25 protein-coding genes and 1 pseudogene are annotated in these 21,012 nt (G+C 69.6%); 15 read left to right on the top strand and 11 right to left on the bottom strand.

Going from position 1 to position 21,012, the window contains the following annotated elements:
* Positions 1 to 61: 61 nt before the first annotated feature.
* Entirely contained in the window at positions 62 to 1,021 is a 960-nt protein-coding gene (locus tag ACFV2X_RS20865) for an SDR family NAD(P)-dependent oxidoreductase (protein ID WP_385618366.1), read from the bottom strand.
* A gap of 161 nt (positions 1,022 to 1,182) precedes the next feature.
* Positions 1,183 to 1,938, bottom strand: a complete 756-nt coding sequence (locus ACFV2X_RS20860) for a maleylpyruvate isomerase family mycothiol-dependent enzyme (RefSeq protein WP_385618364.1) — start codon at positions 1,936 to 1,938, stop codon at positions 1,183 to 1,185.
* 39 nt (positions 1,939 to 1,977) lie between these two features.
* On the opposite strand from ACFV2X_RS20860, the gene ACFV2X_RS20855 reads away from it, so the two are divergent.
* Genes ACFV2X_RS20855 through ACFV2X_RS20845 form a run of 3 tightly spaced genes read left to right on the top strand, consistent with a single transcriptional unit; the run spans position 1,978 to position 3,892 of the window.
* Positions 1,978 to 2,895 carry a MerR family transcriptional regulator gene (locus ACFV2X_RS20855; RefSeq protein WP_385618362.1) on the top strand — a complete coding sequence of 306 codons (918 nt, stop codon included), beginning with the start codon at positions 1,978 to 1,980 and terminating at the stop codon, positions 2,893 to 2,895.
* Between the two features lie 41 nt (positions 2,896 to 2,936).
* Positions 2,937 to 3,557 carry a LysR family transcriptional regulator gene (locus tag ACFV2X_RS20850; RefSeq protein WP_385618360.1) on the top strand — a complete coding sequence of 207 codons (621 nt, stop codon included), beginning with the start codon at positions 2,937 to 2,939 and terminating at the stop codon, positions 3,555 to 3,557.
* On the top strand, positions 3,440 to 3,892 hold the full coding sequence (locus tag ACFV2X_RS20845) for a LysR substrate-binding domain-containing protein (protein ID WP_385618539.1): 453 nt from the start codon (positions 3,440 to 3,442) through the stop codon (positions 3,890 to 3,892). Before ACFV2X_RS20850 ends, ACFV2X_RS20845 begins: the two co-directional genes overlap by 118 nt.
* Before the next feature lie 56 nt (positions 3,893 to 3,948).
* On the opposite strand, the gene ACFV2X_RS20840 is transcribed toward ACFV2X_RS20845, so the two are convergent.
* From ACFV2X_RS20840 to ACFV2X_RS20830, 3 genes are all read right to left on the bottom strand, one after another.
* On the bottom strand, positions 3,949 to 4,485 hold the full coding sequence (locus tag ACFV2X_RS20840; RefSeq protein WP_385618357.1) for a hypothetical protein: 537 nt from the start codon (positions 4,483 to 4,485) through the stop codon (positions 3,949 to 3,951).
* Positions 4,486 to 4,568: 83 nt separating this feature from the next.
* Positions 4,569 to 4,796 (bottom strand): DedA family protein, encoded by a 228-nt coding sequence (locus tag ACFV2X_RS20835; protein WP_385618536.1) that lies wholly within the window; start codon positions 4,794 to 4,796, stop codon positions 4,569 to 4,571.
* 15 nt (positions 4,797 to 4,811) lie between these two features.
* Complete coding sequence (locus tag ACFV2X_RS20830) at positions 4,812 to 5,015, bottom strand: hypothetical protein (RefSeq protein WP_385618355.1); 204 nt, start codon at positions 5,013 to 5,015, stop codon at positions 4,812 to 4,814.
* A gap of 22 nt (positions 5,016 to 5,037) precedes the next feature.
* Between ACFV2X_RS20830 and ACFV2X_RS20825 the strand changes: the two are divergent.
* The 3 genes and pseudogenes from ACFV2X_RS20825 to ACFV2X_RS20815 all read left to right on the top strand — a co-directional run.
* A pseudogene (locus ACFV2X_RS20825) lies at positions 5,038 to 5,916 on the top strand (sensor histidine kinase); the annotation flags it as partial.
* Complete coding sequence (locus ACFV2X_RS20820) at positions 5,913 to 6,557, top strand: response regulator (RefSeq protein WP_385618352.1); 645 nt, start codon at positions 5,913 to 5,915, stop codon at positions 6,555 to 6,557. The pseudogene ACFV2X_RS20825 and the gene ACFV2X_RS20820, both read left to right, overlap by 4 nt.
* A 183-nt stretch (positions 6,558 to 6,740) precedes the next feature.
* Positions 6,741 to 8,249 (top strand): NCS1 family nucleobase:cation symporter-1, encoded by a 1,509-nt coding sequence (locus ACFV2X_RS20815; RefSeq protein WP_385618349.1) that lies wholly within the window; start codon positions 6,741 to 6,743, stop codon positions 8,247 to 8,249.
* Positions 8,250 to 8,367: 118 nt separating this feature from the next.
* Here the strand turns inward: ACFV2X_RS20815 and ACFV2X_RS20810 are convergent, their stop codons facing one another.
* Positions 8,368 to 9,255, bottom strand: a complete 888-nt coding sequence (locus ACFV2X_RS20810; RefSeq protein ID WP_385618346.1) for a hypothetical protein — start codon at positions 9,253 to 9,255, stop codon at positions 8,368 to 8,370.
* A gap of 102 nt (positions 9,256 to 9,357) precedes the next feature.
* Complete coding sequence (locus ACFV2X_RS20805; protein ID WP_385618343.1) at positions 9,358 to 9,795, bottom strand: ATP-binding protein; 438 nt, start codon at positions 9,793 to 9,795, stop codon at positions 9,358 to 9,360.
* A gap of 162 nt (positions 9,796 to 9,957) precedes the next feature.
* Here ACFV2X_RS20805 and ACFV2X_RS20800 point away from each other — a divergent pair, with 162 nt between their 5' ends.
* The 7 genes from ACFV2X_RS20800 to ACFV2X_RS20770 all read left to right on the top strand — a co-directional run bounded on the left by ACFV2X_RS20800 (position 9,958) and on the right by ACFV2X_RS20770 (position 14,704).
* Positions 9,958 to 10,797, top strand: coding sequence for a Scr1 family TA system antitoxin-like transcriptional regulator (locus tag ACFV2X_RS20800; RefSeq protein ID WP_385618341.1), 840 nt, complete (start codon positions 9,958 to 9,960; stop codon positions 10,795 to 10,797).
* Complete coding sequence (locus ACFV2X_RS20795) at positions 10,794 to 10,979, top strand: DUF397 domain-containing protein (protein ID WP_385618339.1); 186 nt, start codon at positions 10,794 to 10,796, stop codon at positions 10,977 to 10,979. Before ACFV2X_RS20800 ends, ACFV2X_RS20795 begins: the two co-directional genes overlap by 4 nt.
* Positions 10,976 to 11,899 carry an MBL fold metallo-hydrolase gene (locus tag ACFV2X_RS20790; RefSeq protein ID WP_385618337.1) on the top strand — a complete coding sequence of 308 codons (924 nt, stop codon included), beginning with the start codon at positions 10,976 to 10,978 and terminating at the stop codon, positions 11,897 to 11,899. Before ACFV2X_RS20795 ends, ACFV2X_RS20790 begins: the two co-directional genes overlap by 4 nt.
* A gap of 128 nt (positions 11,900 to 12,027) precedes the next feature.
* Positions 12,028 to 12,168 (top strand): lasso RiPP family leader peptide-containing protein, encoded by a 141-nt coding sequence (locus ACFV2X_RS20785; protein WP_014175268.1) that lies wholly within the window; start codon positions 12,028 to 12,030, stop codon positions 12,166 to 12,168.
* A gap of 174 nt (positions 12,169 to 12,342) precedes the next feature.
* A complete protein-coding gene (locus ACFV2X_RS20780; protein ID WP_385618335.1) occupies positions 12,343 to 14,016 on the top strand; it encodes an asparagine synthase-related protein in 1,674 nt (557 codons plus the stop codon).
* A gap of 29 nt (positions 14,017 to 14,045) precedes the next feature.
* Positions 14,046 to 14,279, top strand: coding sequence for a lasso peptide biosynthesis PqqD family chaperone (locus ACFV2X_RS20775; RefSeq protein ID WP_385618333.1), 234 nt, complete (start codon positions 14,046 to 14,048; stop codon positions 14,277 to 14,279).
* A complete protein-coding gene (locus ACFV2X_RS20770; protein ID WP_385618331.1) occupies positions 14,276 to 14,704 on the top strand; it encodes a lasso peptide biosynthesis B2 protein in 429 nt (142 codons plus the stop codon). The genes ACFV2X_RS20775 and ACFV2X_RS20770 overlap by 4 nt, the downstream gene beginning before the upstream one ends.
* Positions 14,705 to 14,788: 84 nt before the next feature.
* Here ACFV2X_RS20770 and ACFV2X_RS20765 read toward each other — a convergent pair whose 3' ends face one another.
* The 4 genes from ACFV2X_RS20765 to ACFV2X_RS20750 all read right to left on the bottom strand — a co-directional run bounded on the left by ACFV2X_RS20765 (position 14,789) and on the right by ACFV2X_RS20750 (position 18,899).
* Positions 14,789 to 15,676 carry a peptidoglycan-binding protein gene (locus ACFV2X_RS20765; RefSeq protein WP_089509089.1) on the bottom strand — a complete coding sequence of 296 codons (888 nt, stop codon included), beginning with the start codon at positions 15,674 to 15,676 and terminating at the stop codon, positions 14,789 to 14,791.
* Between the two features lie 80 nt (positions 15,677 to 15,756).
* Positions 15,757 to 15,906: a hypothetical protein gene (locus ACFV2X_RS20760; RefSeq protein WP_385618328.1), complete on the bottom strand. Its 150-nt coding sequence runs from the start codon at positions 15,904 to 15,906 to the stop codon at positions 15,757 to 15,759.
* A gap of 435 nt (positions 15,907 to 16,341) precedes the next feature.
* Positions 16,342 to 18,378 (bottom strand): GDSL-type esterase/lipase family protein, encoded by a 2,037-nt coding sequence (locus ACFV2X_RS20755; protein ID WP_385618325.1) that lies wholly within the window; start codon positions 18,376 to 18,378, stop codon positions 16,342 to 16,344.
* A 260-nt stretch (positions 18,379 to 18,638) separates the two neighbouring features.
* Complete coding sequence (locus tag ACFV2X_RS20750; RefSeq protein WP_143667771.1) at positions 18,639 to 18,899, bottom strand: hypothetical protein; 261 nt, start codon at positions 18,897 to 18,899, stop codon at positions 18,639 to 18,641.
* 268 nt (positions 18,900 to 19,167) lie between these two features.
* On the opposite strand from ACFV2X_RS20750, the gene ACFV2X_RS20745 reads away from it, so the two are divergent.
* Complete coding sequence (locus ACFV2X_RS20745) at positions 19,168 to 19,959, top strand: IclR family transcriptional regulator (protein WP_385618323.1); 792 nt, start codon at positions 19,168 to 19,170, stop codon at positions 19,957 to 19,959.
* Between the two features lie 36 nt (positions 19,960 to 19,995).
* A complete protein-coding gene (locus ACFV2X_RS20740; protein WP_385618321.1) occupies positions 19,996 to 20,973 on the top strand; it encodes a tetratricopeptide repeat protein in 978 nt (325 codons plus the stop codon).
* Positions 20,974 to 21,012 lie beyond the last annotated feature (39 nt).

The following is a 21,012-nucleotide window of genomic DNA, read 5'->3' as shown; positions in this document are numbered from 1 at the left end:
GGTCGGCTCGCTTTGTGGAGACGGCTCTGAGGGGTACTGCTGGACCTCCCTGGCCTGAGGCTCATATCGCGTGGGCGAGCATGCCGAGGGAGACCTGCCACAGCCGTGCCGCCCTCACCGGGTCGAGGGCGTAGGCGGCCACGCCGCGCCGGATGCCCGGCTGGTGCCTCTCGGCTTCGTCGCAGTCCTCGAAGTACCGCCCGGTGACACCCTCGACCAGCGGGGAGGCCGCGAGCAGTACGGATGTGGCGGCGCCCTGTTCCGTATTCTTCACGGACACGCCGTCGCTGTGTCCCGGTTCGAACGACGCCGGTGCGTTGGTGGGAGAGCCGATGTGCCGGGCGAGGTTGGTGTCGGCGATCCGGCCGGGGTTCAGGGCGTTGACGCTGATGCCGTCCCCGGACCAGCGCCGGGCGGCCTCGACCGTGAACAGAATGTTCGCGGTCTTGGACTGGCTGTAGGCGGCCCACGGGTCGTAGGGACGGTGCTCGAAGTTGATGTCCTCGAAGTGGACGTCGCCATTGATGTGGCCGACCGAGCTGACCACGACCACCCGGGCGTCCCCCGCCGCCTTGAGCGCGCCGTGCAGCCCAGTGGTCAGTGCGAAGTGGCCGAGGTGGTTGGTGGCGATCTGCAGCTCCCAGCCCTCGGGGGTACGTGTCTCGGGAGTGGCCATGACACCGGCGTTGTTCACCAGAATGTGCAGAGGGCCGTGCCACCCGGCCGCGAAGGCGGTCACCGAGGTCTGGTCGGCCAGGTCGAGCGACGATACGAGAACGCGGTCGTTGCCGGTGGTGGCGGTGATGTCCGCGGCGGTCCTCCTGCCCGCTTCGAGGTCGCGGACGGCGAGTGTGACCTCGGCGCCCGCGGCGGCCAGGGCGCGCGCGGTCTCCATGCCGATCCCCGAGGAGGCCCCGGTGACGACGGCCCGGCGGCCGGTCAGGCCGACGCCTTCCACCACCCTTGCCGCGGTGGTCTCCGGCCCGAACGGAGTGGTGATGCGTTCCTGTGCGGTGGTCATGGTGTGGCCTTTCTGCCGTTCGGTTCGAAGGCGGATCGAGTGGTGTTCCGTATTCAGAGAAACACCGGCCACGGTCGGGCGGAGTGGTACAAGGGGTACGGCTCTACCGGGGGTCCGGCAGTACCCCTCGGGCCCTGTTCCGGAGACACACACCGGCCTGCCTACAGCGCGGAATGGGCCAGCCAGTGGTCGAACAGCCGCCCGTCCCCGTCGATTGCCACGCGCTGTGGCGGCAGACGTCGCATCAGCACCAACAGCAGGTCCTCCACCGCACCCGTCACGGTCACGTCCGTCGGCCCCGTACCCCGCCGCCACGACACCCCCGTCGGCGTGCGCGTGATCAGCCACCCCTCGATCGCCCCTTCGGACGGTCGCAGCCCGATCGAGCCCGCGCCCCGCAACGCGGCCACCGCGGGCTTCAACGCCGCGGCGGACGGCGAGGACAGCAGCTCCAGGTACTGGGTCACCGCGTCGGCCGAGAGGTCGGGTTCGAGGGCGTACGGCACACCGGCCGCCAGCGCCGCGTCGACGGCGTGCACCGACGTGTCGTGCGCCGCCTGCCGCAGCCAGAACGACGCAGGTCCCGGCCCGGTGAGCGTCCAGACCGGGGTGCCGGGACCGATCGCCCGTACCGCCTCGACAAGTTCCGACGCCCCCGTGAGCAGCCATGCCCGCCAGTCCCGCGGGGGCACCGCTTCATGAGGATCGGGGACGCCGTCGGGCGCACCGCCGGCGCCACGTACGATTCCCGCCGCCCAGCGCGGTGCCTGCCCGAGGTGTCCGACGAGGACCCGGAGCGGCCACTCCGGGCAGGTCGGCACCGGGGTCTCCCAGTCGGCGCCGTCCACGGCATCCGCGAACGCCGCGATCTGTGTGAGCAGGCCCGAGGCCAGTTGGTCGATATGAGGCTGTGTCATGCGGCGTAGGGTAGGAACTCCACCCGGGTGGAGGTTCAAGTGCGCGCGGACACGCTGTCCATCGGCGAGCTCTCACAGTTGACCGGCGTGCCCGTCCGTACGATCCGCTTCTACTGCGACGAGGGCTTCGTCGAGTCGGTCCGCAGCACCGGCGGACACCGTCGTTTCCTCCCGCACACGGTCGAGCGGTTGACGCTGCTGCGCCGGCTACGCGCACTCGGACTCGGACTGACGGCGATCGACAGCGTGCTGGGTGGCCGGCGTTCCATCGCCGAAGCCGCCGCGCAGGAACGCGCGAAGGTCGACGTCGAGCTGGCCATGCTGGCCTGGCGCCGCGCCTCGCTCCGGGCGGTCGAACAGGCAGCACCGGCCGAGCGGGCGGCGAGGTTGGAGCTGCTGGCCGCGGTCACGGACGGCCGGGCGGCACAGCACATGCTCGAGGCGTTCTGGTGCCGGATCGCGCTGCCCTCACTGCCCTCGATGTCCGAAGACGGCGCGAGCATGTTCATCTCGGTCAGCGTCCCCGAGCCACCCAACGAGCCGAGTCCCGAGCAGGTGGTCGCGTATGCCGCGCTGATCGGGATCGTCGACGATCACCGGCTGCGGCAACAGATTTGGGCACGCACACGTACCGGCGAAGAGTTCGTCGCCTACCAGAAGGCGTTGCTGGACGGGGGAATCGGCGAAGCGTGCGAGCTTGCGCGGCCACTCGTACGGGCGGGTGAGCAGCCGGGGCCCGGACCGTTGCTCGACCGGTTCGTCGAGGCGCACGCGACGACACGAGGCACGGTCGACAGCCCCACGTTTCGGCGCGCCCTGTTGCGCACCGCGGCGGTCGATCGAAGCCCGGGCCTGCGCCGCTACTGGGAGCTCGTCGGCGACATCACCGGCGAGGACGTCACCGTCGGCGAGGCGCATTCGTGGTTGCTGGACTCGCTCGACCGCGCGGTGGCGTAGTCGGCAGAGGGACGTAGACCGTGGGCAGGAGCACACTCCACGTGCTCGCGCAGTCGTACGCCGAGCACCCCGACTACCGTGGATCTTGTCTAAGATCAGCATTTGCTGTGACGCTATGCATCGGGGGCGTGATGGAGCTGAACTCGCTCAGGCAATTCCTGGTGGTGGCCCGGTTGCAGCACCTTAGCCGGGCGGCCGAGGAGTTCCACATCGCCCAGCCGTCGCTGCGCCGCACCATCGCCCGGTTGGAGAGCGAGCTGGGCGCACCGCTGTTTGACCGGAGCAAACGGCTCCGGCTGAACGACGCGGGCAGGCTCTTCCGTGACCACGTCGAACGTGCCCTCGGTGAGCTCGATGCGGGGCGACGCGCTGTCGCCGAGGCCACCAGCGGGGGCTTGGGCACGGTAAGACTGGCGTCGGAAACGTTCCTCACCCTCACCGGGCCGCTGGCGGACTACAAGCAGGCCCACCCCGCTGTCGAGATCGAACTCCACTGGTCGCCGCCCGAGGACTGGCTCGTCGCCTGCGCGCCCAAGAGGTCGATCTGTGTATCGCCTCGCAGCCGATTCATGCCGAGGGCCTGGAGGCGGTGCGACTGTTCGACGAGGCGGTCGGGGCGGGTGTGCCACTCGATCACCCGCTGGCGGGCCGCATGTCGGTGACCATCGACGAACTCGCCGACCAGCCCTTCGTCACCGCCCGCAAGGGGCACTGGCTACGCCGGCTGCTCGACCGGCTCTTCGCCGCACGAGACCTCACCCCGAAGATCGTCTGCGAAAGCGACGAACACAGCGCCATCGCCGACCTGATCAGCGCCGGACTCGGCATCGGTCTCGCCCCCGCCTTCGCCCGCCGCAGTGCCACGCGCGCCCCCGTCGCGTGGATCCCCGTCGACAGCCCCGACTGCCGCCGCACGGTCACCCTCGATTGGGGCGTCGGCAGCCACCTGCCGACCGCTGTCCGGCTGATGCGCACCACGATCACCGATTGGGACTGAGCCGCAGGCGAACCCCAAGACAAACGCTGATCCACGGTCCAGACGTGCTTCGCGCATCAGTGCAGGATTTCGGCCCGCACCCTCTCCTTTGGTGTTGCGATGTCCCAGTAGCGAGCAGTGCCCCTCGCGTCACTGAAGTCGCCCGTACCGCCGGTGATGGCCATGTCGAGCGAACTTGTTCCGCTCACCCAGAGCGACTGCATCGTCAGAGAGCCGCGCTCAAGCTCTATCGTGATCACGCACTGCGTGGTCAGTTCTTCACCATCGATGTGAATGACCTGGCACGACCCGCCCCCACGTCCGACTCCGCGACCGTCCCTCATCGCGGTGCCAGAGTAGACGTACATATCACCCAAGCTCGGCCCTGCCGGGCCGAGATCAGTATCCGCGTACTGATCGTTCTGAACCTCGAGTTCGAGGACCTCGACTCGGCCCTTTTCCGGAGCATCGGCGCCTGCGCTGCCCACAGTGCCGACGCCGACCAATGCGGCGACCAGTGATACGGCGAAGGTTTTGACGAGCGTCGCCCGCAGCGTGTTCTTCCCCCGCTCCCTCCGACGCACGCCGGCGGGCTCCAGGCTGCTGGTGACCATGGTGGATCCTCCTCATTGCGATCTCCGTGTGCGAACATCTCGACGCTATGCCCTGCACATCATGGCGTCTAAGACCAATATCGCTATGGTGTTATGACTTTGAGGGCATGAGAGGCCGAACTCGCCCAGGCGGCGGCCGCGTATCCGGTGCCGGCCTCGGCTGTGGCCCACAGCGGGGCGGCCACCGCGCTGTAGGGGGCGATGCGGTGGTAGGGCAGCCGGGCGGCGCCCGCGAGGTGGGGGGTCAGGGTGCGGAGCACCGGGAGGAAACGGGTGAGGAGGACGGCGTGCCCACCGTGGCGGGCCATCAGCGTCTCGGCGCGCCGCTATGCGGCGGCGGGAGGCGGTGGCCGAGGTGTCCGGTGCGCCAGGAAGTCGCCCGCCACCACGGCGCACGCGCAGATCGCGATCAGCGGAGGAAGGGCCAACTGCCCGGAGCGCGCCAGCGCGCCGGCCGTCAGCAGCAGGGTGAGAGTGGGAATGAACGTTCCGAGCAGCAGCACGGATTCGGCCAGGACGGCCGCGCCCACGATCGCGTAGGCACCGGCGGCGGCCGCCGTCCTGGCCGTAGGCGCGGTGGCGCCCGCCGCGGCCTCGCTGTGGCGACCGCAGCAGTACGGGGCCAGCCTGTTCCTGCTGCTGGCCGTGGTGGGCGGGCTGTGGATGGGCAACCGCCGCCGCCTGGTGGGGGTGTTGAACGCCCAGGTCGAGCATCTGCGCATCGAACGTGAGCTACGGGAGGAGTCCGCCCGCGCCGCCGAACGCTCCCGGATCGCCGCCGAGATGCATGACGTCCTGGCCCACCCGCTGAGCCTCATAGCCCTGCACACCGGGGTCCTGACCACGAAGGCCGACACACTGCCCGCCCCGGTGGCCGACCGCCTCACCCTGCTGCGCACCGCCTCCACCCAGGCGCTGGCCGATCTGCGCGATGTCCTCGGCACCCTGCGCCACCCCCACAGCACCTCCGCCGATGCCGCGCCCGCCCCCGTGCTGCGCGATGTGCACGAGCTGATCGAGCAGGCACGCACGGCCGGGCAGCAGGTCGACATGGACATCCAGGGGCGGCCCGAACAGGCCCCCGCCGCACACCGGCTGGCCGTCTACCGCCTGCTCCAGGAAGGGCTGGCCAACGCCCGCAAACACGCCGCGGGCGCGCCGGTGGGCATCTGCCTCGACTACGGCCCGCCCGCCACCCTCGTCGAGGTCACCAACAGCCCCGGCACCCCGGCCCCGCACACCGCCCCCTCCAGCTTCGGACTGGTGGGCCTGCGCGAGCGGGTCAGCGCCCTCGGCGGACACCTGGACGTCGGCCCCCACGGCTCCGGTACGTGGCGCCTGGCCGCGCGCATCCCCCACCCCGTACGCCTCGACCAACCGACACACCCGACGCACCCGACGCACACCGATCGGAACGGCCCCCGCACATGATCCGCGCCATGATCGTCGACGATGACGCCCTGGTCCGCCTCGGCCTGGCCGACCTCCTGGACGGCGAAGACGGCATCGACGTCGTCGCCCAGGCGTCGGACGGCCTGCACGCCATCGAACTGGCCACCGCCCACCGCATCGACGTCGCCCTGGTCGACGTGCGCATGCCCCGCATGGACGGCATCACCGCCACCGCCCGGCTGCGCACCCTGCCCCACCCCCCGAAGGTCATCACCCTGACCACCTTCGACCTCGACGAATACGTCTACAACGCCCTCGCCGCCGGAGCCGACGGCTTCCTCCTCAAGGACGCCGACCCCGCCGAGATCCTGCGCGCCGTCCACCTCGTCGCCACCGGATCGGCCATGCTCCACCCCACCGCGGCCCGCCGCCTCATCGACCACTACCACCAGGCCAACCAGCCCCTGGCCGCCGCCCGCACCCGGCTCGAACAGCTCACCCCGCGCGAACACCAGGTGCTGGCCCTCCTCGCCCGCGGCTGCACCAACGCCGATATCGCCACCGACCTCGGCATGCGCGAGAGCACCGTCAAAGCCCACGTCAGTCGCATCCTCACCGCGCTCGAGGTCACCAACCGCCTCCAGGCGGCCCTGCTGGCCCGCGACGCCGGTCTCGGCTGACACAGACCGCGGTCATCACTATTTCCGTCTACTGAAATGCGACTTTCAACGTGTTGACGTGTCCGTCACGTCCCCGGAACAGCGACGAAAAGCACCGCCCCTTCCCTGTACGTCATCTGTGCACCTTGTCTGCGGCGCGGCAGCGTAGAGGTGCCTCGCACGTCGACTCGGCAAGGAGCAAGCGTGACGACGACGAAGGACACGGCATCCACCTCGACCTCGACCCCGGGGTCGGAGCACTCGCCCCGGCTCTACAACGACGACCTGGCTCCGGCCTCCGAACGGAAGTGGGGAGCGTTCAGCGTCTTCAACGTCTGGACCTCGGACGTGCACAGCCTGTACGGCTACTTCCTGGCTGCCAGCCTGTTCCTCGTCGCGGGCGGCACCTTCAAGTTCATCATCGGGATCGGCGTCGGCTCGCTGGTGATCTACTGGCTGATGACGCTGATCGGCAAGGCGGGGGTGCGGACCGGCGTGCCGTATCCGGTGCTCGCCCGGGCGTCGTTCGGCACCTTCGGCGCGAACGTCCCGGCGCTGGTACGGGCTGTGGTGGCCACCTTCTGGTACGGGGCGCAGACCAGCGCGGCGGCCGGCGCGATCGTCGCGTTCCTCACCCGCTACAGCGGCCCCAGACACCTCCATGAGACGACCAACCTGCTGGGGCACAGCGGCCTGGAAGTGGTGTGCTTCCTGGGGGTCTGGGCCGCCCAGCTGCTGATCATCAGCAAGGGAATGGAGACGGTGCGCCGCTTCCAGGACTTCGCCGGGCCGGTCGTCTGGCTGATGATGCTGGTCCTCGCCGTCGCGCTGTCGGTCAAGGCCGGCGCCTTGTCCTTCTCGGTCGACATGCCGGCCGACAAACTCGCCACGCTCGCCAAGAGCTCGACGGGCCTGAGCGTGACTCCAGGCTCGTTGGCCGCGATCGCGGCGATCGCGGCGACCTGGGTCACCTACTTCGCCGCGCTGTTCCTCAACTTCGGCGACTTCGCGCGATTCGTGCCCGACGAGAAGACGCTGCGCAAGGGGAATGTCTGGGGGCTGCCGGTCAACCTCATCCTCTTCTCGTTCGTCGCCGCTCTGACCACGGCCGCGGCCAGCAAGGTGTACGGCCAGGTGATCCTGGAACCGGCCGAGATCTCCGCCAAGTTCGACAGCGTCTTTCTCGTCCTGCTCGCCGCCCTGACCTTCGCGGTCGCCACGCTGGGCATCAACGTCGTCGCCAACTTCGTCAGCCCGGCCTTCGACTTCGCCAACCTCGCCCCGAAGTACATCGACTTCCGGCGCGGTGGCCTGCTCGCCGCCGTCATCGCGCTCCTGCTCTACCCGCTGCACCCGTGGGACAACGCGCCGAGCTTCGTCAACGCCATCGGCTCGACCATGGGCCCGATCTTCGGCGTGATCGTCGTGGACTACTACCTGATCCGGAAGTCGCGGATCGACGTCGCGGCCCTCTACCGGGAGAACGGCGAGTTCCGCTTCCAGGGCGGCTGGAACATCCGCGCCTTCGCCGCGGCCGCCGTCGGCGCGGTCTTCTCCAGCCTCCTCCCGGTCTACGGCCCGGCTGACTACGGCGCGACGCTCGGGCCGTACAGCTGGTTCATCGGGGTCGCCGTCTCCGGCTTGCTGTACCTCGCGGTGAGCGGCGGCAGGAGCCGGAGCGTCGCGGCGCTTCCGGCGGACGGTACGGCCTGACGCGTGGTTGTGGCCCCAGGCCGCCGCTCGATCCGCCATCGAGCGGCATGGGACATGGATGGCCCCTCGGGACGGCGACACGGAGGGGCCATGAGGTGGGTGGGGACGCGCCGCGTCGTCAGTCCGCGGTGAACAGGTCCTCGACGCGGGTCGCGGTGAGTGCGCGATCAAACCAGAAGTCGAGCTTCTCCAGGTCCGCGCATTCCATGATCGTTTGCTCTGCTTCCGGGGAGACCACGATGTCGCGGCGGCGAAGGAGGCGCATGACGGAGTGAGCCATCCCCTTGGCCTCCCCCTTGGCCTCACCTTCGAGGAATGCCTCCTCGATCATCGTGCCGCGTCCGGGGAAGAAAGTACCCACCATCATCAGTTCCTTCCAGGTGGCTCGGGCCGGGGAGTCGCCCAGGCCGATCTCCAGCAATTCGGTGTAGTAGCGGGCGGAGTGTTGGTCGGTCGAGTTCAGTGCGCGTGCCAGCGCGTCCAGTATGGCGCCGATGTCCGGGTCCCGGCCATGTGTCATGGCGCAGAAGGTGGCCAGTGTCAGATCCCGGGCGGCCTCCTCCGGGTCGATGATCACAGGGACGTTGCCGGGCCCGAGGACCAGTGGGTGCGTGCTGAGCGCCGTCCAGCCCTCGATGCCGGCCGTAAACGGACCGGCCGCCCAGTTGGCGGTTGCCTTGTCCTGGCAGACGACGAGGAGCAGGACGGGGCTCTCGTACTTTGCCTGGAGGTGGGCGAGGTAGTACGTCCAGCTTCTGGGCTTGTCCGGATCGCGGCGCCCCTGGGATTCGATGGCGAGCAGAAAGCCGTCGCCGTCGGGTGGGGTGACCCGCAGCACGCTGTCCACCCGGCGTTCCAGCGGCCGGATCTCGGTGGTGTCGGGAGTCAGCACCTCGACGGATGCCTTCTCGGCCAGCGGCACCCCCAGGACCCGGAAGACGGGGGCGAGGATGTCAGGTCGCTCCTGGAATATCCGGTGCGAGGCCTCATGTAACGAAGTGACCATATGCACACGCTACCGCGCGCAGAGTCATCGGCATGTGCCAGGGGAATATGATTCACCCTTTTCAGTGCGGCCGCGATCGAATGTTGACGGGCGTGCCTGTGGTCATGTGCCGAGATCGAGTGCCGCCCACGCGGTCTTGCCCACGGGCTCATTCGGCACCGTGCCCCAGCGGTCGGCGAGCGCGGCCACCAGGAGCAGGCCGCGCCCCGATTCGCGGTCCGGGGGTGGGGGTGGCTGGAGTACGGGCAGCTTCTCTCCGCGAGTGTCCGTGACCTCGATGCGCAGGGGTCCCGCCGCTTCGTCGAGGGTGAGCGTGAGCCGGAAGTCCCGGCCCTGTACGCGGCCGTGCAGCGCCGCGTTGGCCGCCAGTTCGCCGACGATCAGTTCGGCGCGTTCGGCGATGTCGGGTGACACCGGCCAGGTGCGCAGCTGTTCGGCGGCGAGCAGTCGGGCGAGCCTGGCCCCGCGTCGGGTGGAGGACAGGCGTTGGGCGAAGCGATGGGCGGTGGTGGGGGGTTGGGGCGTCGTGCCTTGGTTCATGGGGGCACAGTGGTGGGTGCGCCGAGGGCTTCGCGAGGGGCGCGCCCCGTACGCAGCGTCAGCGTACGGACACTTTCGGTGGACGGTACGGTGATCGGTCGGCCATTCTGGATGGGTTGAGCGCGGGGGCCTCACACGTACACATGCTGGAGGTGGCCGCGTATGACGACCGACAACGGCGACTGGGAACGGGAGCCCGATCCCTCCGACAGTTTGCGGACCTTCGGGGCCGTCGTCCAGGCCCTGCGTGAACACGCGGGGCTCAGCCGGGTTGAGTTCGCGGAGCTGGTCCGGTTCTCGAAGCACACCGTGGAGTCGGTGGAGCTGGGGCGGCGGATGCCGGACGAGTCGTTTGTGGAGAGAGGGGAGGAGGCGCTGGGGAACACGGGCGCGCTGCGGAAGTCTGCGCCGCATCTGACGCGGGGCGAGCCGGGGCTCGCGGCGTGGTTCCGGCGGTGGGCGCGGCTGGAGCGCGCTGCGGTGAGCCTGTGCACGTATGAGTGTCGGCTGGTTCCTGGGCTGTTGCAGTCGGAGGCATACGTGCGGGCGGTGTTCGACAACAGCATTCCGCTGCTGACGGACGCGCAGCTGGAAGCCCAGGTCACGGCCCGGCTGGAGCGGCAGAAGATGCTGCGCGAGCGGCCGACTGTCCCGTTCAGCTTCATCGTGGAGGAGTCCGTCTTCCGGCGGAGGCTCGGCGGCACCGAGGTGACGCGAAGCTTGTTCGATCACGTACTGGAGCTCAGCGCGCCGCGCAATGTGTTCCTGCAGATCGTGCCGCTGGATGCCGAGGTCCACGCATGTCTGGACGGTTCAGTGCGATTGCTGGAGACCCCGGAGGGACGGCGGCTCGCCTACTCCGAGGGGCAGCAGACCGGACGGCTGATTGCTGGCCAGAAGGAGGTGAGCCTCCTGTACCAGCGCTATGACACACTGCGCTCGCAGGCCCTGAACCCCCAAGACTCGCGGGGCCTGTTGAAGCGACTGCGAGGAGAGCTATGAGCAGGACGGAACTCACCTGGTTCAAGTCCAGTTACAGCGGCACGCAGGGCGACGACTGCGTGGAAGTTGCCATCACCGAGGAGGCCATCCATGTACGGGACTCCAAGGACGTGACACGTCCCCCCTTCGCCGTCAGCCGCGACGGCTGGACCCAGTTCGTACGGTTCGCCGCGCACCGATGACCGAGGAGACCGGCACACTGCACCCCGTCGCCGACGGGGTGCACGCCTGGGTACAGCCCGACGGCTCGTGGTGGGTCAACAACGCGGGCGTCGTGGCCACGGACGACGGGGTCGTGCTGGTCGACACCTGTGCCACCGAGCGCCGCGTCCGCAACCTCCTCCGCGCGGTGGATCAGGCCACGGGCGGTGCGCCGGTGCGGTATGCGGTCAACACCCATCTGCATGGCGACCACACCCACGGCAACAGCCTCCTCCCCGAGTCGACCGTGATCATCGCGCATGAGGCGACGCGCCAGGGGATCCTGGCCGACACCGTGATCGACGGGTGTCCGCCCGCCTGGCATCCGGTCCCGGACTGGGGCGCGGTGACCCGGCGGCCGCCCGGGGTGACCTTCCGTACGGCGCTGACGCTGCACATGGGGGAGCGGCGCATCGAGCTGCATCACCCCGGATATGCCGCGCACACCCCGGGGGACGCGGTCGCATGGCTTCCCGAGGAGCGTGTTCTGTTCGCCGGGGATCTGCTCTTCCACCAGGTCAATCCGTTGGTGTTCATGGGCTCCGTGGAGGGCGCGCTGCGCTCGCTCGACTGGATCGCGGCGTTCGAGCCCGAGCATGTCGTACCCGGGCACGGCCCGCTCATCGACGCGAACACGCTGCCCGAGGTGCTGGACACCCACCGGCGCTACTACCGGTTGGTGCTGGAGGCCGCCGAGGCGGGCCTGCGCGACGGGCTGACGCCGCTGGAGGCGGCGCGGGCCTGCTCGCTCGGCGAGTTCGCCGAACTGCCGGACCCCGAGCGCATCGTGCTCAATCTGCACCGGGCGTACGCGGACAAGCGCGGTGGCGCGTACGACCCCTTCGCGACGTTCGCCGACGCCATCGCTTACAACGGAGGGCCGCTGCCGACACGGGTATGAGCGGATGCGTCAGGAAGCTGTCGAACCGTGGCAACTGGGGCGCGTGAGTCGCATGGTTTTTCGAAGGGGGGGTAATCAGTGGGCGACCTCGGGGTCGATTCACTGGATCTATCTCTGGAGGAAAACCCATGGAGATGCAGGCGAGATCGGACGAGACCGTCGAGAGCTACGAGCCCCCGGCCCTGGTGGCGGTGGGTGAGTTCTCGGAGGACACGCTGGGGTTCGGCCACCGGTACGAGGACGTGCTCGGTGAGCAGGGCTGGGGGTGACGGTAGCCCTCCGGATCGTTTGAGATGAGCGCCGCCGGGTTTGTCGTCCTTCCGGACGTGCCGGGTACACAGCTCTCGTTTGATGCGTATCCCTTTGAGGCTCCTCGTCTGATTGCGCATCCGTCCGGCCGACCGTGGCTGGTGGGGCGGTGGGAGCCGGATGAGATTCGTCAGGTGGCGACCGGGCCCGTGCGACTGGTGGTGATCGGGTTCTGCCCGGTCACCACCGGCCGGCTCGAGGAGCTGTGCCGGCGGATACGGACCTTGGCCGATGTGGACGCGGTGGCCCGGGCCCTGCCGGGGAGCTTCCATGTGGTGGCGGCCGACAGGGCCACCACCCGTGTCCAGGGCAGCGTGACGGGCCTGCGCCAGGTGTTCCACGCCCGGCTGGGCGAGGTGCCGATCGCCGCCGACCGGGCCGATGCGCTCGCGGCGCTGACCGGGGCCGGTATCGACATGGACGCGCTGGCCACCAGGGTCGTCTGCGGGGGCATGCTGCCGCCGCCGCTCTCCGACCGCAGCGTGTGGGCGGGCGTGTCCACGGTGGCGCCCGATCATTGTCTGTTGTTGGAGCCTGGCGGCCGGGCGCGTGAGGTGCGCTGGTGGCGGGCCCCGCAGCCCGAACTCGGCCTGGAGGCGGGCGCGGCGGCGCTGCGGGCCGCGCTGATCACGGCGGTGGACGGGCGGCGTGGGGATGCGGGCGCGCTCAGCGCGGATCTGTCCGGCGGCATGGACTCGACCACCTTGAGCTTTCTGGCCGCGCGGCACACCCCGGACCTGCTCACCTTCCGCTGGGCCGAGGCCGAGGCGGGCAACGACGACAACCACTTCGCCACGCGGGCCGCGGAGGCGCTGCCCGACGCACACCATCTGATCGTGGCCCAGGACGAGTTGCCGCCGATCTTCACCGACCCCGGGGCCCTGGCCGACACCGAACGGCCGTATCTCTACCCGCGCACACTGGCCCGCGTACGGCACACCGCGCGGCTGCTCGCCGGGCACGGGTCCCGCTCACATCTGGCCGGACACGGCGCCGATGAGCTCTTCGGCCCGGCGCCCGGCTATCTGCACCGGCTGGCCCGCCGCCACCCGCTGACCACCGTCCGCCATCTGCGCGGACACCGCGCGCTCAGCCGCTGGCCGCTCGCCGGGATCGTCGCCGAGCTGGTACGGGCCGGCAGCCCCGCCCAGTGGTGGCTGACCCAGGCCGAGCAGCTGACCGGCCCGCCACCGCCGCGCAGAGTCCCCGCCCTGGGCTGGGGTCTCGCCCCGCTGCGCGCGCCTGTCTGGGCCACCGACGACGCGGTGGCCGCCGCGCGCGAGGCGCTGCGTGCCACCGCCGAACACGCCGGGCCCTACGCCGAGGACCGGGGCCAGCATCAGTACCTCACCGCGCTGCGGATCACCGCGCCCGCGTACCGGCAGGTGTCCCGGCTGTTCGGCGCGGCGGGCGTGGCGCTGCACCAGCCGTATCTGGACGACCGGGTGGTGGAGGCGGCGCTGGCGGTGCGGCTGCACGAGCGCGTCACACCGTGGCGCTACAAGCCGCTGCTGGCCGAGTCCATGCGGGGGCTGGTGCCGGATGTGGTGCTGGGCCGCACCACCAAGGGGGACTTCAGCGCCGATGTACGGGCCGGGCGGCAGCGCAATCTCACTGCTCTGCTGGAGGTGTTCTCCGACTCCGTCCTGGCCGAGATGGGTCTGGTGTCCCCCGGGGCGCTGCGCGAGTACCTGCTGACACCGCATGCCGACATCTCCAGGGACATCGCCACCGAAAAGCTTCTGGGCTGTGAGACCTGGGCCCGCGCGGCAACCTCTTCCTTGCCTCGACCTCTTGGGAAACGATGATGTCCCTGAATCTGCATCAGGACGTGTCCATGGCCGAGACCGGTGACGGTGCCGTCCTGCTCCATCAGCGCACCGGCCGCTACTGGCAGCTCAACCCCACCGGGGTGTTCGTGCTGAACGCCCTGCTGGACGGCCGTACGGACGAGCAGGCCGCCGACGAGCTGGCCGCCCGCCACCAACTCGACTCCGACGCGGTGCGGCGCGATGTCTCCAAGGTGGTGGCCCAGCTGCGCGCCGCGCATCTCCTCATCGAGGCCCGATGAGCGCCCCCATGGCCCTGGCCGACCGGGACCGGCTGCCGCTCCACCGGCGGGTGACGCCGTGGCTGGCGGTGGTCGTGGCCCGGCTGCTGGCGCGCGCCAAACCGGCCCGGGTGCGCGCGGTGCTGGAGTTCGCGCGCCGTGGCGCCCGGCCCGCCACCGCCGAGCAGGCGCTCGCCGCCCGGCGGGCCGTGGTGGCGGTGAGCCTGCGCTGTGCGGGCCAGGCATGTCTGCAACGGTCCATCGCGGCGGCTCTGCTGTGCCGGAGCCGGGGTGTGTGGCCCACCTGGTGCACGGGCGTGCGCACCAGCCCGTTCGAGGCACACGCCTGGATCGAGGTCGCGGGCGAGCCCGTCGGGGAGCCCTATCCGGCGGGCCACTACCGGCCGTTGCTGTCCGTCGCCCCGGTGGCCGTACAGCGGTCGTGAGTCTGCGGTGAGTATGAGACAGCGACACGCCGACGTGATGGCGTGTCGCTGTCTCGTACTCACCGCAAAGTGCGGCTATACGGGCTACACGTTCGGGACCCGCAGCTTGTCCCAGCTCTTACGGCCCGGGATGCCGTCCGCGTCCTCGCCGGAGTAGCCCAGCTTGCGCTGCCAGGCCGCGTACGACTTGCGGTCCGCCTCGGTCCACTCCGGGCTCGGCCCCTCCTCGTACCGCCCGCAGCCCTCGGCGACCAGACGCTTGCCCATCGCCGTGATGATCTTGCTCTCGCGGCCGTTCTGGAAGAACGCCGAGCCCGGGAAGGGCTCGTACGTCGCGGGCTTGGGCGGCTTGGGCTGCTGCGGGGTGGGGCCGTCCGGCTTGGCGCCCAGGCGCTTGGCGATGCGGGAGCGCATGGTGTCCATCGAGAAGCCGCGCGGATCCACTTTGCCCGGCTGCCACTCCAGATGGCCGATCACCGACCGCTGGGTCCAGCCGTGCGCCCGGCAGATGGCCGCGGCCACCTTCTCGATGGCCAGCTTCTGCGCCTCCGGCCAGGGGTCCTCACCATCGCCGAGGTTGATGCACTCGAAGCCGTAGAAGTGGCGGTTGCCGTCCGTGTCGGCCTCGTTGTCGCGGGGCAGCGCCGTCTCGTTGATGACGGCGTTGAGCACATCGCCGTCGCCGAGGCCGGCGTGGTTGGCGCGGCCATTGCCGACCAGGTGCACCGCGCCCGACTTGTCGATGACGCCGTGGCACAGCGGTCCGGGCAGGGCCGAGTGGCCGTCGTAGCACAGCGCCACGGAGGAGGCCGTGCCCTTGGTGACGGTGTGGTGGATCATCACCCCGTTCACCGGGCCCCAGGGGCCCTTGGAGTTGCGGTTGTGGGTGCGCCAGCTGCGGACTTCGTGGACTTCCAGTCCCTCGTCGCGCAGTGCCTTCAGCAGGCGGTCGGCGGTCAGGGGAGTGGCCATCGTGGTGCTCCTTCAAAGGGGATACCTGGTGATGTACGGATGTCGTCGGTACGGGGCTCAATCCGCCCCGTGCCCGACCTTCACTTCTCCGCTTCGGCTTTTGCCTGGGCCTGGGCCGCGAGCGTCGGCCGCTCGACGGCGCCGATGGCCATACGGGTCGGGATCAGCCGGTTATCCCCGGAGCGGTACGTGTTGTCCCGGGACGGTACGTGGCGTCGACCGCGGGTCACCCTCAGCGGCGCAACTCCAGGCGCGCCCTGCCGAGTTGCTCGGCCGCGCGATGGCGCGGGCGCTGTCGGCAAGCTCTTCGAAATTTCTCCCATGATCCCCCCGTCGCACTCCCGCGAAATCGGTATCGCAGGGCCCGCATGAATGCTTATTGAGTGTCTTTCTCCTGTTAAGGACAGGTCAAGGAGGTGTTCCGGTCATCTCGCCGGTATCGGAATTCTAGATCGCTTTCTCTCTATTCCCGCTTGAGTGGGGCATTATGCAGCAACATTGCGGAGGTCATTCCTGATCCAAGATCCCGAGGGTGGGGCGGCTGCGGCGGGAACGCGCCGAATCGGCGCACACTTCGGCGCGCCGCTTTGCGGTCCGGTGGACGCCGGGGTAACGCGCACGTGAGCCCCCGGTCGGCGACCGGGGGCTCGTGGACAGGGGGCGTGCTAGCCGAGCTTGGCGGAGATGATGGGCGCGAGGTGGTCGGCGATGGTGCGGTGGCCCTTGTCGTTCGGGTGGACGGAGTCGGAGAGCTCGTCGGAGGCGAGCCACCCCGTGGTGTCGACGAAGGAGACCTTGCTGTCGCCGCCGCTGACCGCGGCGGTCACGGCCGCCTGGGTCTCGGGGACGAAGCGGCCGCGGAAGGTCTCCAGCGCGAAGATCCAGGCGTTGGGGTAGGCGGTGCGGACCTTGCGCAGCAGGCTGGAGTACGCGGCCTGGAACTGCGCCGAGGTCACACCGCGGCCCACGTCGTTGGTGCCGAGGTTGATGACCACCGCGTTCGCCTGGTAGCGGGAGAAGTCCCAGTCGGGCGTGGCGGCGTTCGGATTCAGCTTGGTGAACTGCTGCTCCAGGCTCATCCGGTCGTCCGCCGTGTCCACGAGCGCGGCGCCGCCCTGGGCGATCTGGGTGTGGTCGGCGCCCAGTCGCTCACCGATCAGCCAGCCGTATGCGGTGCGTGCGTTCTGGGAGGTCGTGGTGCCGACCGTGATCGAGTCGCCGACGAATTCGATCAGTTTCTTCGGGGTGGCCGGGGTGAAGGTGGTGGCTCCGCTGTCCAGGACGAGCCCCTGGAAGACCGCGTCACCGTGATAGGAGCCCGCGACCACCTGATAGTTGACCTGAAGGGTGTGGTTTCCGGCGGACAGCGGGGTCGGGGTCAGGTTCACCGTGCCCTTGGCCTCGTCGAAGAACGTGGCGGGGCCGCCGTCGATACTGGCCCACAGGTCGATCGCGTTGCGCTGCTTGAGCTTGACGGTGCGGCCGGTGAAGCCGGTACGGAAGTACGCGCCCGCCCAGTAGGGGGTGTAGGCGGTGGTGGAGCTCTTGGTGTCCCAGCGGCCGGAGAACTTGATGTTGGGGTCGCCCGGGTCCCCGGGGGCGGCGGCCGCGGTCTTGGTGGCGGAGTTGGTCCCGGAGATGGAGGTCTGGGTGTTGACGGCGGTGATGCCCAGCTTCGAGGAGATGACCGGGGCGAGGCGGTTCGCGAACTTGGTGTGGCCGGACTCGTTGGGGTGCCCGTTGCCGTCCTCGTAGTCCGTGCCGTCGGTGAGCCAGCCCGTCGTGTCGACGTAGTAGACCTTCGCGTCCCCCGCGCCGGTGCGGGCGCTGACGGCGGCCTTGGTCTCGGTCACATAGCGCTTCTTGAGGGTCTGGAGCGCGAAGAGGGCCGCGTTCGGATACTTGGCGCGGATGTCGCGCAGGAGGTTGGTGTACGCCGACTGGAACTCGGCGCCCGTGACGCTGTGTCCGACGTCGTTGGTGCCAAGATTGATGACGACCGCGTTCGCTTGGTAGCGGGAGAAGTCCCAGTTCTGATCGCCTGTGGAGGCGGTCTTGAAGAATTGGGTGGCCAGCCCCGTGCAGCCGTCCTTGCCGACCAGGCAGTAGCCGGAGCGGGCGATCTGGGTGTGCCGCATGCCCAGCTTCTCGCCGGTCTTCCAGCCGTACGAGTCGAGCGCGAGCCGGTCGGTCAGGGCGCCGGCGGTGATGGAGTCCCCGACGAACTCGATCAGTTTCGAGGGAAGTTGCGGGCTGATCGTGCCGGCTCCCGAGTCCAGCACGAGGCCCTGGAAGACGGTGTCGCCCGAGCGGTAGGAGATCCGGAGGGTGTGGTTGCCCTGGGGGAGGGCCTGCGGGGTGAGGTTGACGGTGCCCTTGACGCTCGCGTAGAAGACATCGGCGGCGCCGTCGACGCTCGCGTAGAAGTTCACCGCGTCGCGGGCCTTGACCTTCACGGTCGTCCCGGTGAACGCCGTCTGGAGATAGCCGCCGGTCCAGTTGGGCACGGCGGCGGTGCCCGAGCTCACATCCCAGCGGCCGACGTAGGAGATGTTCGGGTCGGTCACCGAACCGTTGCCCAGGGCCGTGGCGGCCGGGTCCTGTGCGGGCGCCTGTGCGGGCGCCTGTGCGGGGCGCGCCTGGGCTGCATGGGCCCGGGTGCCGCCCAGGCTCAGGCCCCAGACGAGCAGGGATGTGCTCATGACAAGCAGAAGCACCGCGCGTGCCGCGTGGGCGGCCGCGCGGCCGGGGGTTCTCGTGGTGGCCCCGGTACTCCTGGTGGGGGGTGCGATCGGCGGCATGGGCCGTCCTCTCTGTGGGCGGGTGCGGGTACCGGCCCGGGAACCTCCTCGGGAGCGCTCCCATCGCGGGCGCGCCCACGATGGAAGCCTTGAATCGGTTCAACGTCAAGAGAGGCGGTCAGGTTCGAAAATTCCCATCGAAAGTCCCAGCCGAAAGTCCGTCAAAAAGTTTCATCCGGGCTGCCAATGACGTCCCGGACGGTCTCGACGATCTCCGACACCGCCCCCGCGGGGTCCGGGTCGAGCGCCACTTGGCGCTCGAACTCGGCCAGTGCCTCCCGCATCATGTACGGCTGTTGCACAAAGGTGAGCTGTACGAGCTCGGCCCCACAGTCGACATAGTCCCGCTCCCCGTTCTCCAGGGCGGTGACCAGGTCCCACATCAGGTCGACCGCCTCGCTCGCGTCCTGCGGTGAGTGCATGAACATCCTCCGCTGGTCCCGTGACTTAAGTACGGTCCCGTTCCTCGGACTGAGAGTGTCCCGCCTCATCACCGTGAGCGCATCCGTAATTGCGATAAGCGACAATCCGCGTCGGGCTTCGACCGGTTTCGGCGTATGCGCCGTCCGCCGTCGTCCGTTCCGGCCGCCGCCGCTGACCGGGGTGGCTGCCCTGGAGCCCCGCGGTGGAGTGGCCGCGCGGTGGAGTGGTCGCGTCGTACGCGAGCGATGCTCCGTTTACGATCTGACCATGTCAGATACCGGCGGCGTACGCGAGGTGAAGTCCGCGGCCCGCACCGTGGAGCTGCTGGAACTGCTCGCCGCGCGCGGCGACCGCCCGGCCCGGCTGCGTGAGCTCGCCGATGAGCTCGGGGTGCCGCGCAGCAGCATGTACGCGCTGCTGCAGACGCTGATCGACCGCGGCTGGGTGCGCACCGACGCCACCGGCTCGCTCTACGGCATCGGCATCCGCGCCCTGCTCACCGGCACCAACTACCTCGACAGCGACCCGCATGTCCGCACCGCGCGGCCTTACCTCGACGAGGCGTCCGACGCGCTCGGTGAGACCATCCACTTCGCCCGGCTCGACGGCGGCGACGTCGTCTATCTCGCCACCCGCGAGTCGCACGAGTATCTGCGCTCCTTCAGCCGGGTCGGCCGCAGGCTCCCCGGCTACGCGGGCGCGCTCGGCAAGGCCCTCCTCGCCGAGCGGGACGAACGCGAGCTCCCCCTGCCCGACGGCCCCTGGGAACAACTGACGCCCAACACCCACACCGATCGCGCCTCGCTGGTCGCGGACCTGGCGGGGGTACGGGAGCGGGGTTATGCGATCGACCGGGAGGAGGGCGTGGTGGGCATCGCGGGCTTCGGGTTCGCCCTGCGGTACGACTCGCCCGCCATCGACGCGATCAGCTGCTCGGTGCCGACGGCGCGGCTGACCGAGGAGCATGAGCGGCGGATCGTCGCCGTCATGCGCGAGATCCGCGGCCGGATCGAAGCCGCGGCGCCGGGCGCCGCGGGGGCGGCCCCTCAGTGGCGCTAGCGGTGCCGTTTTCCCCGGCCGGTAGGGTGCCGCCTCATGACTGCGGGAAATCCGAACGCCCCATTGCTGCGTGCGAATAACCTACTCGCCACCTGTGAGTATTACCTCAGGCATTTCGACGGCGAGCGGGAGGTTCCCGGATTGCTGGCCGATGTGGGGCGCTGCTGTGACGAGGCCGAGGAAGCGGCGGCCTCCGGAGATGAGGAGGCCGCGGCCACCCTTGCCATCCTGCGCTCGATGGCCGCGACGTTCGCCCTGAGGCGTGCCGCGTTGTTCACGGTGGCGTGTGATTTCGATGATGAAGACGGCACTTTGCTGGACGGTCTGGGGACGCACGACAAGGCCGGCGTAAGCGGTCCCCTCGCGACGCAGGCGATCCAGGCGGCGCGAGCGGCCCTCGACGCCGACCCTACGGATCCCCTCGTGCCGTTGTATCTGGGGCATGCGCTGACCTGGGCGGGGGATGGCGACGGTGCCGTCGCGGCCTACGAGGAGGCGATGCGCCGGGATCCTGGGGATCGATGTGCGCGGTCCAACCTGAGGTACCTCGACGCGGCGCCCGGCCGTCGGCCGCCGCCGAGCGAGATGAGCCACGGGGGTCATGGATTTGCCTTGCTGCGTTGGGGTTTCTGGATTTCCAACAACGACTGGGACACCGGGTTTCTGCTGTTCAGCTCTGTCGCTGAGGCGCGTGCTCACATCGATGAGAAGCGCTATACGGATGATGTCCGCGGCGAGTCGGATGAGGAGGAGTGGGACGAGGGCGATGAAGAGTGGGACGAGGGCGAGGATGAGGACGAGGGCGCGAAGCAGACGCTCTTGCAGATCCACCGGCCCGGGCAGCGCATTGCCGAATACGACCTGAATGCTCGAACGCAAACCGGGCCGGGTGGCCAGCCGTTGCGCATCGACTGGTCGGACATCCCGGTGGACGAGCGGTGGGAGTCATCACTTCCCCCGGGGCGCCCGCTCCGGATCGACGGCCGTCTGTGTTTCTACGGCGGCCAGAAGTAGTCAGCGCGCGTACCCGTCAAGCTCGCGCCGCCGTCGCGT

Source organism: Streptomyces sp. NPDC059679, from assembly GCF_042734105.1.
Taxonomy (GTDB): Bacteria; Actinomycetota; Actinomycetes; order Streptomycetales; family Streptomycetaceae; genus Streptomyces.
This window is presented reverse-complemented; position numbering and strand designations above follow the sequence as displayed.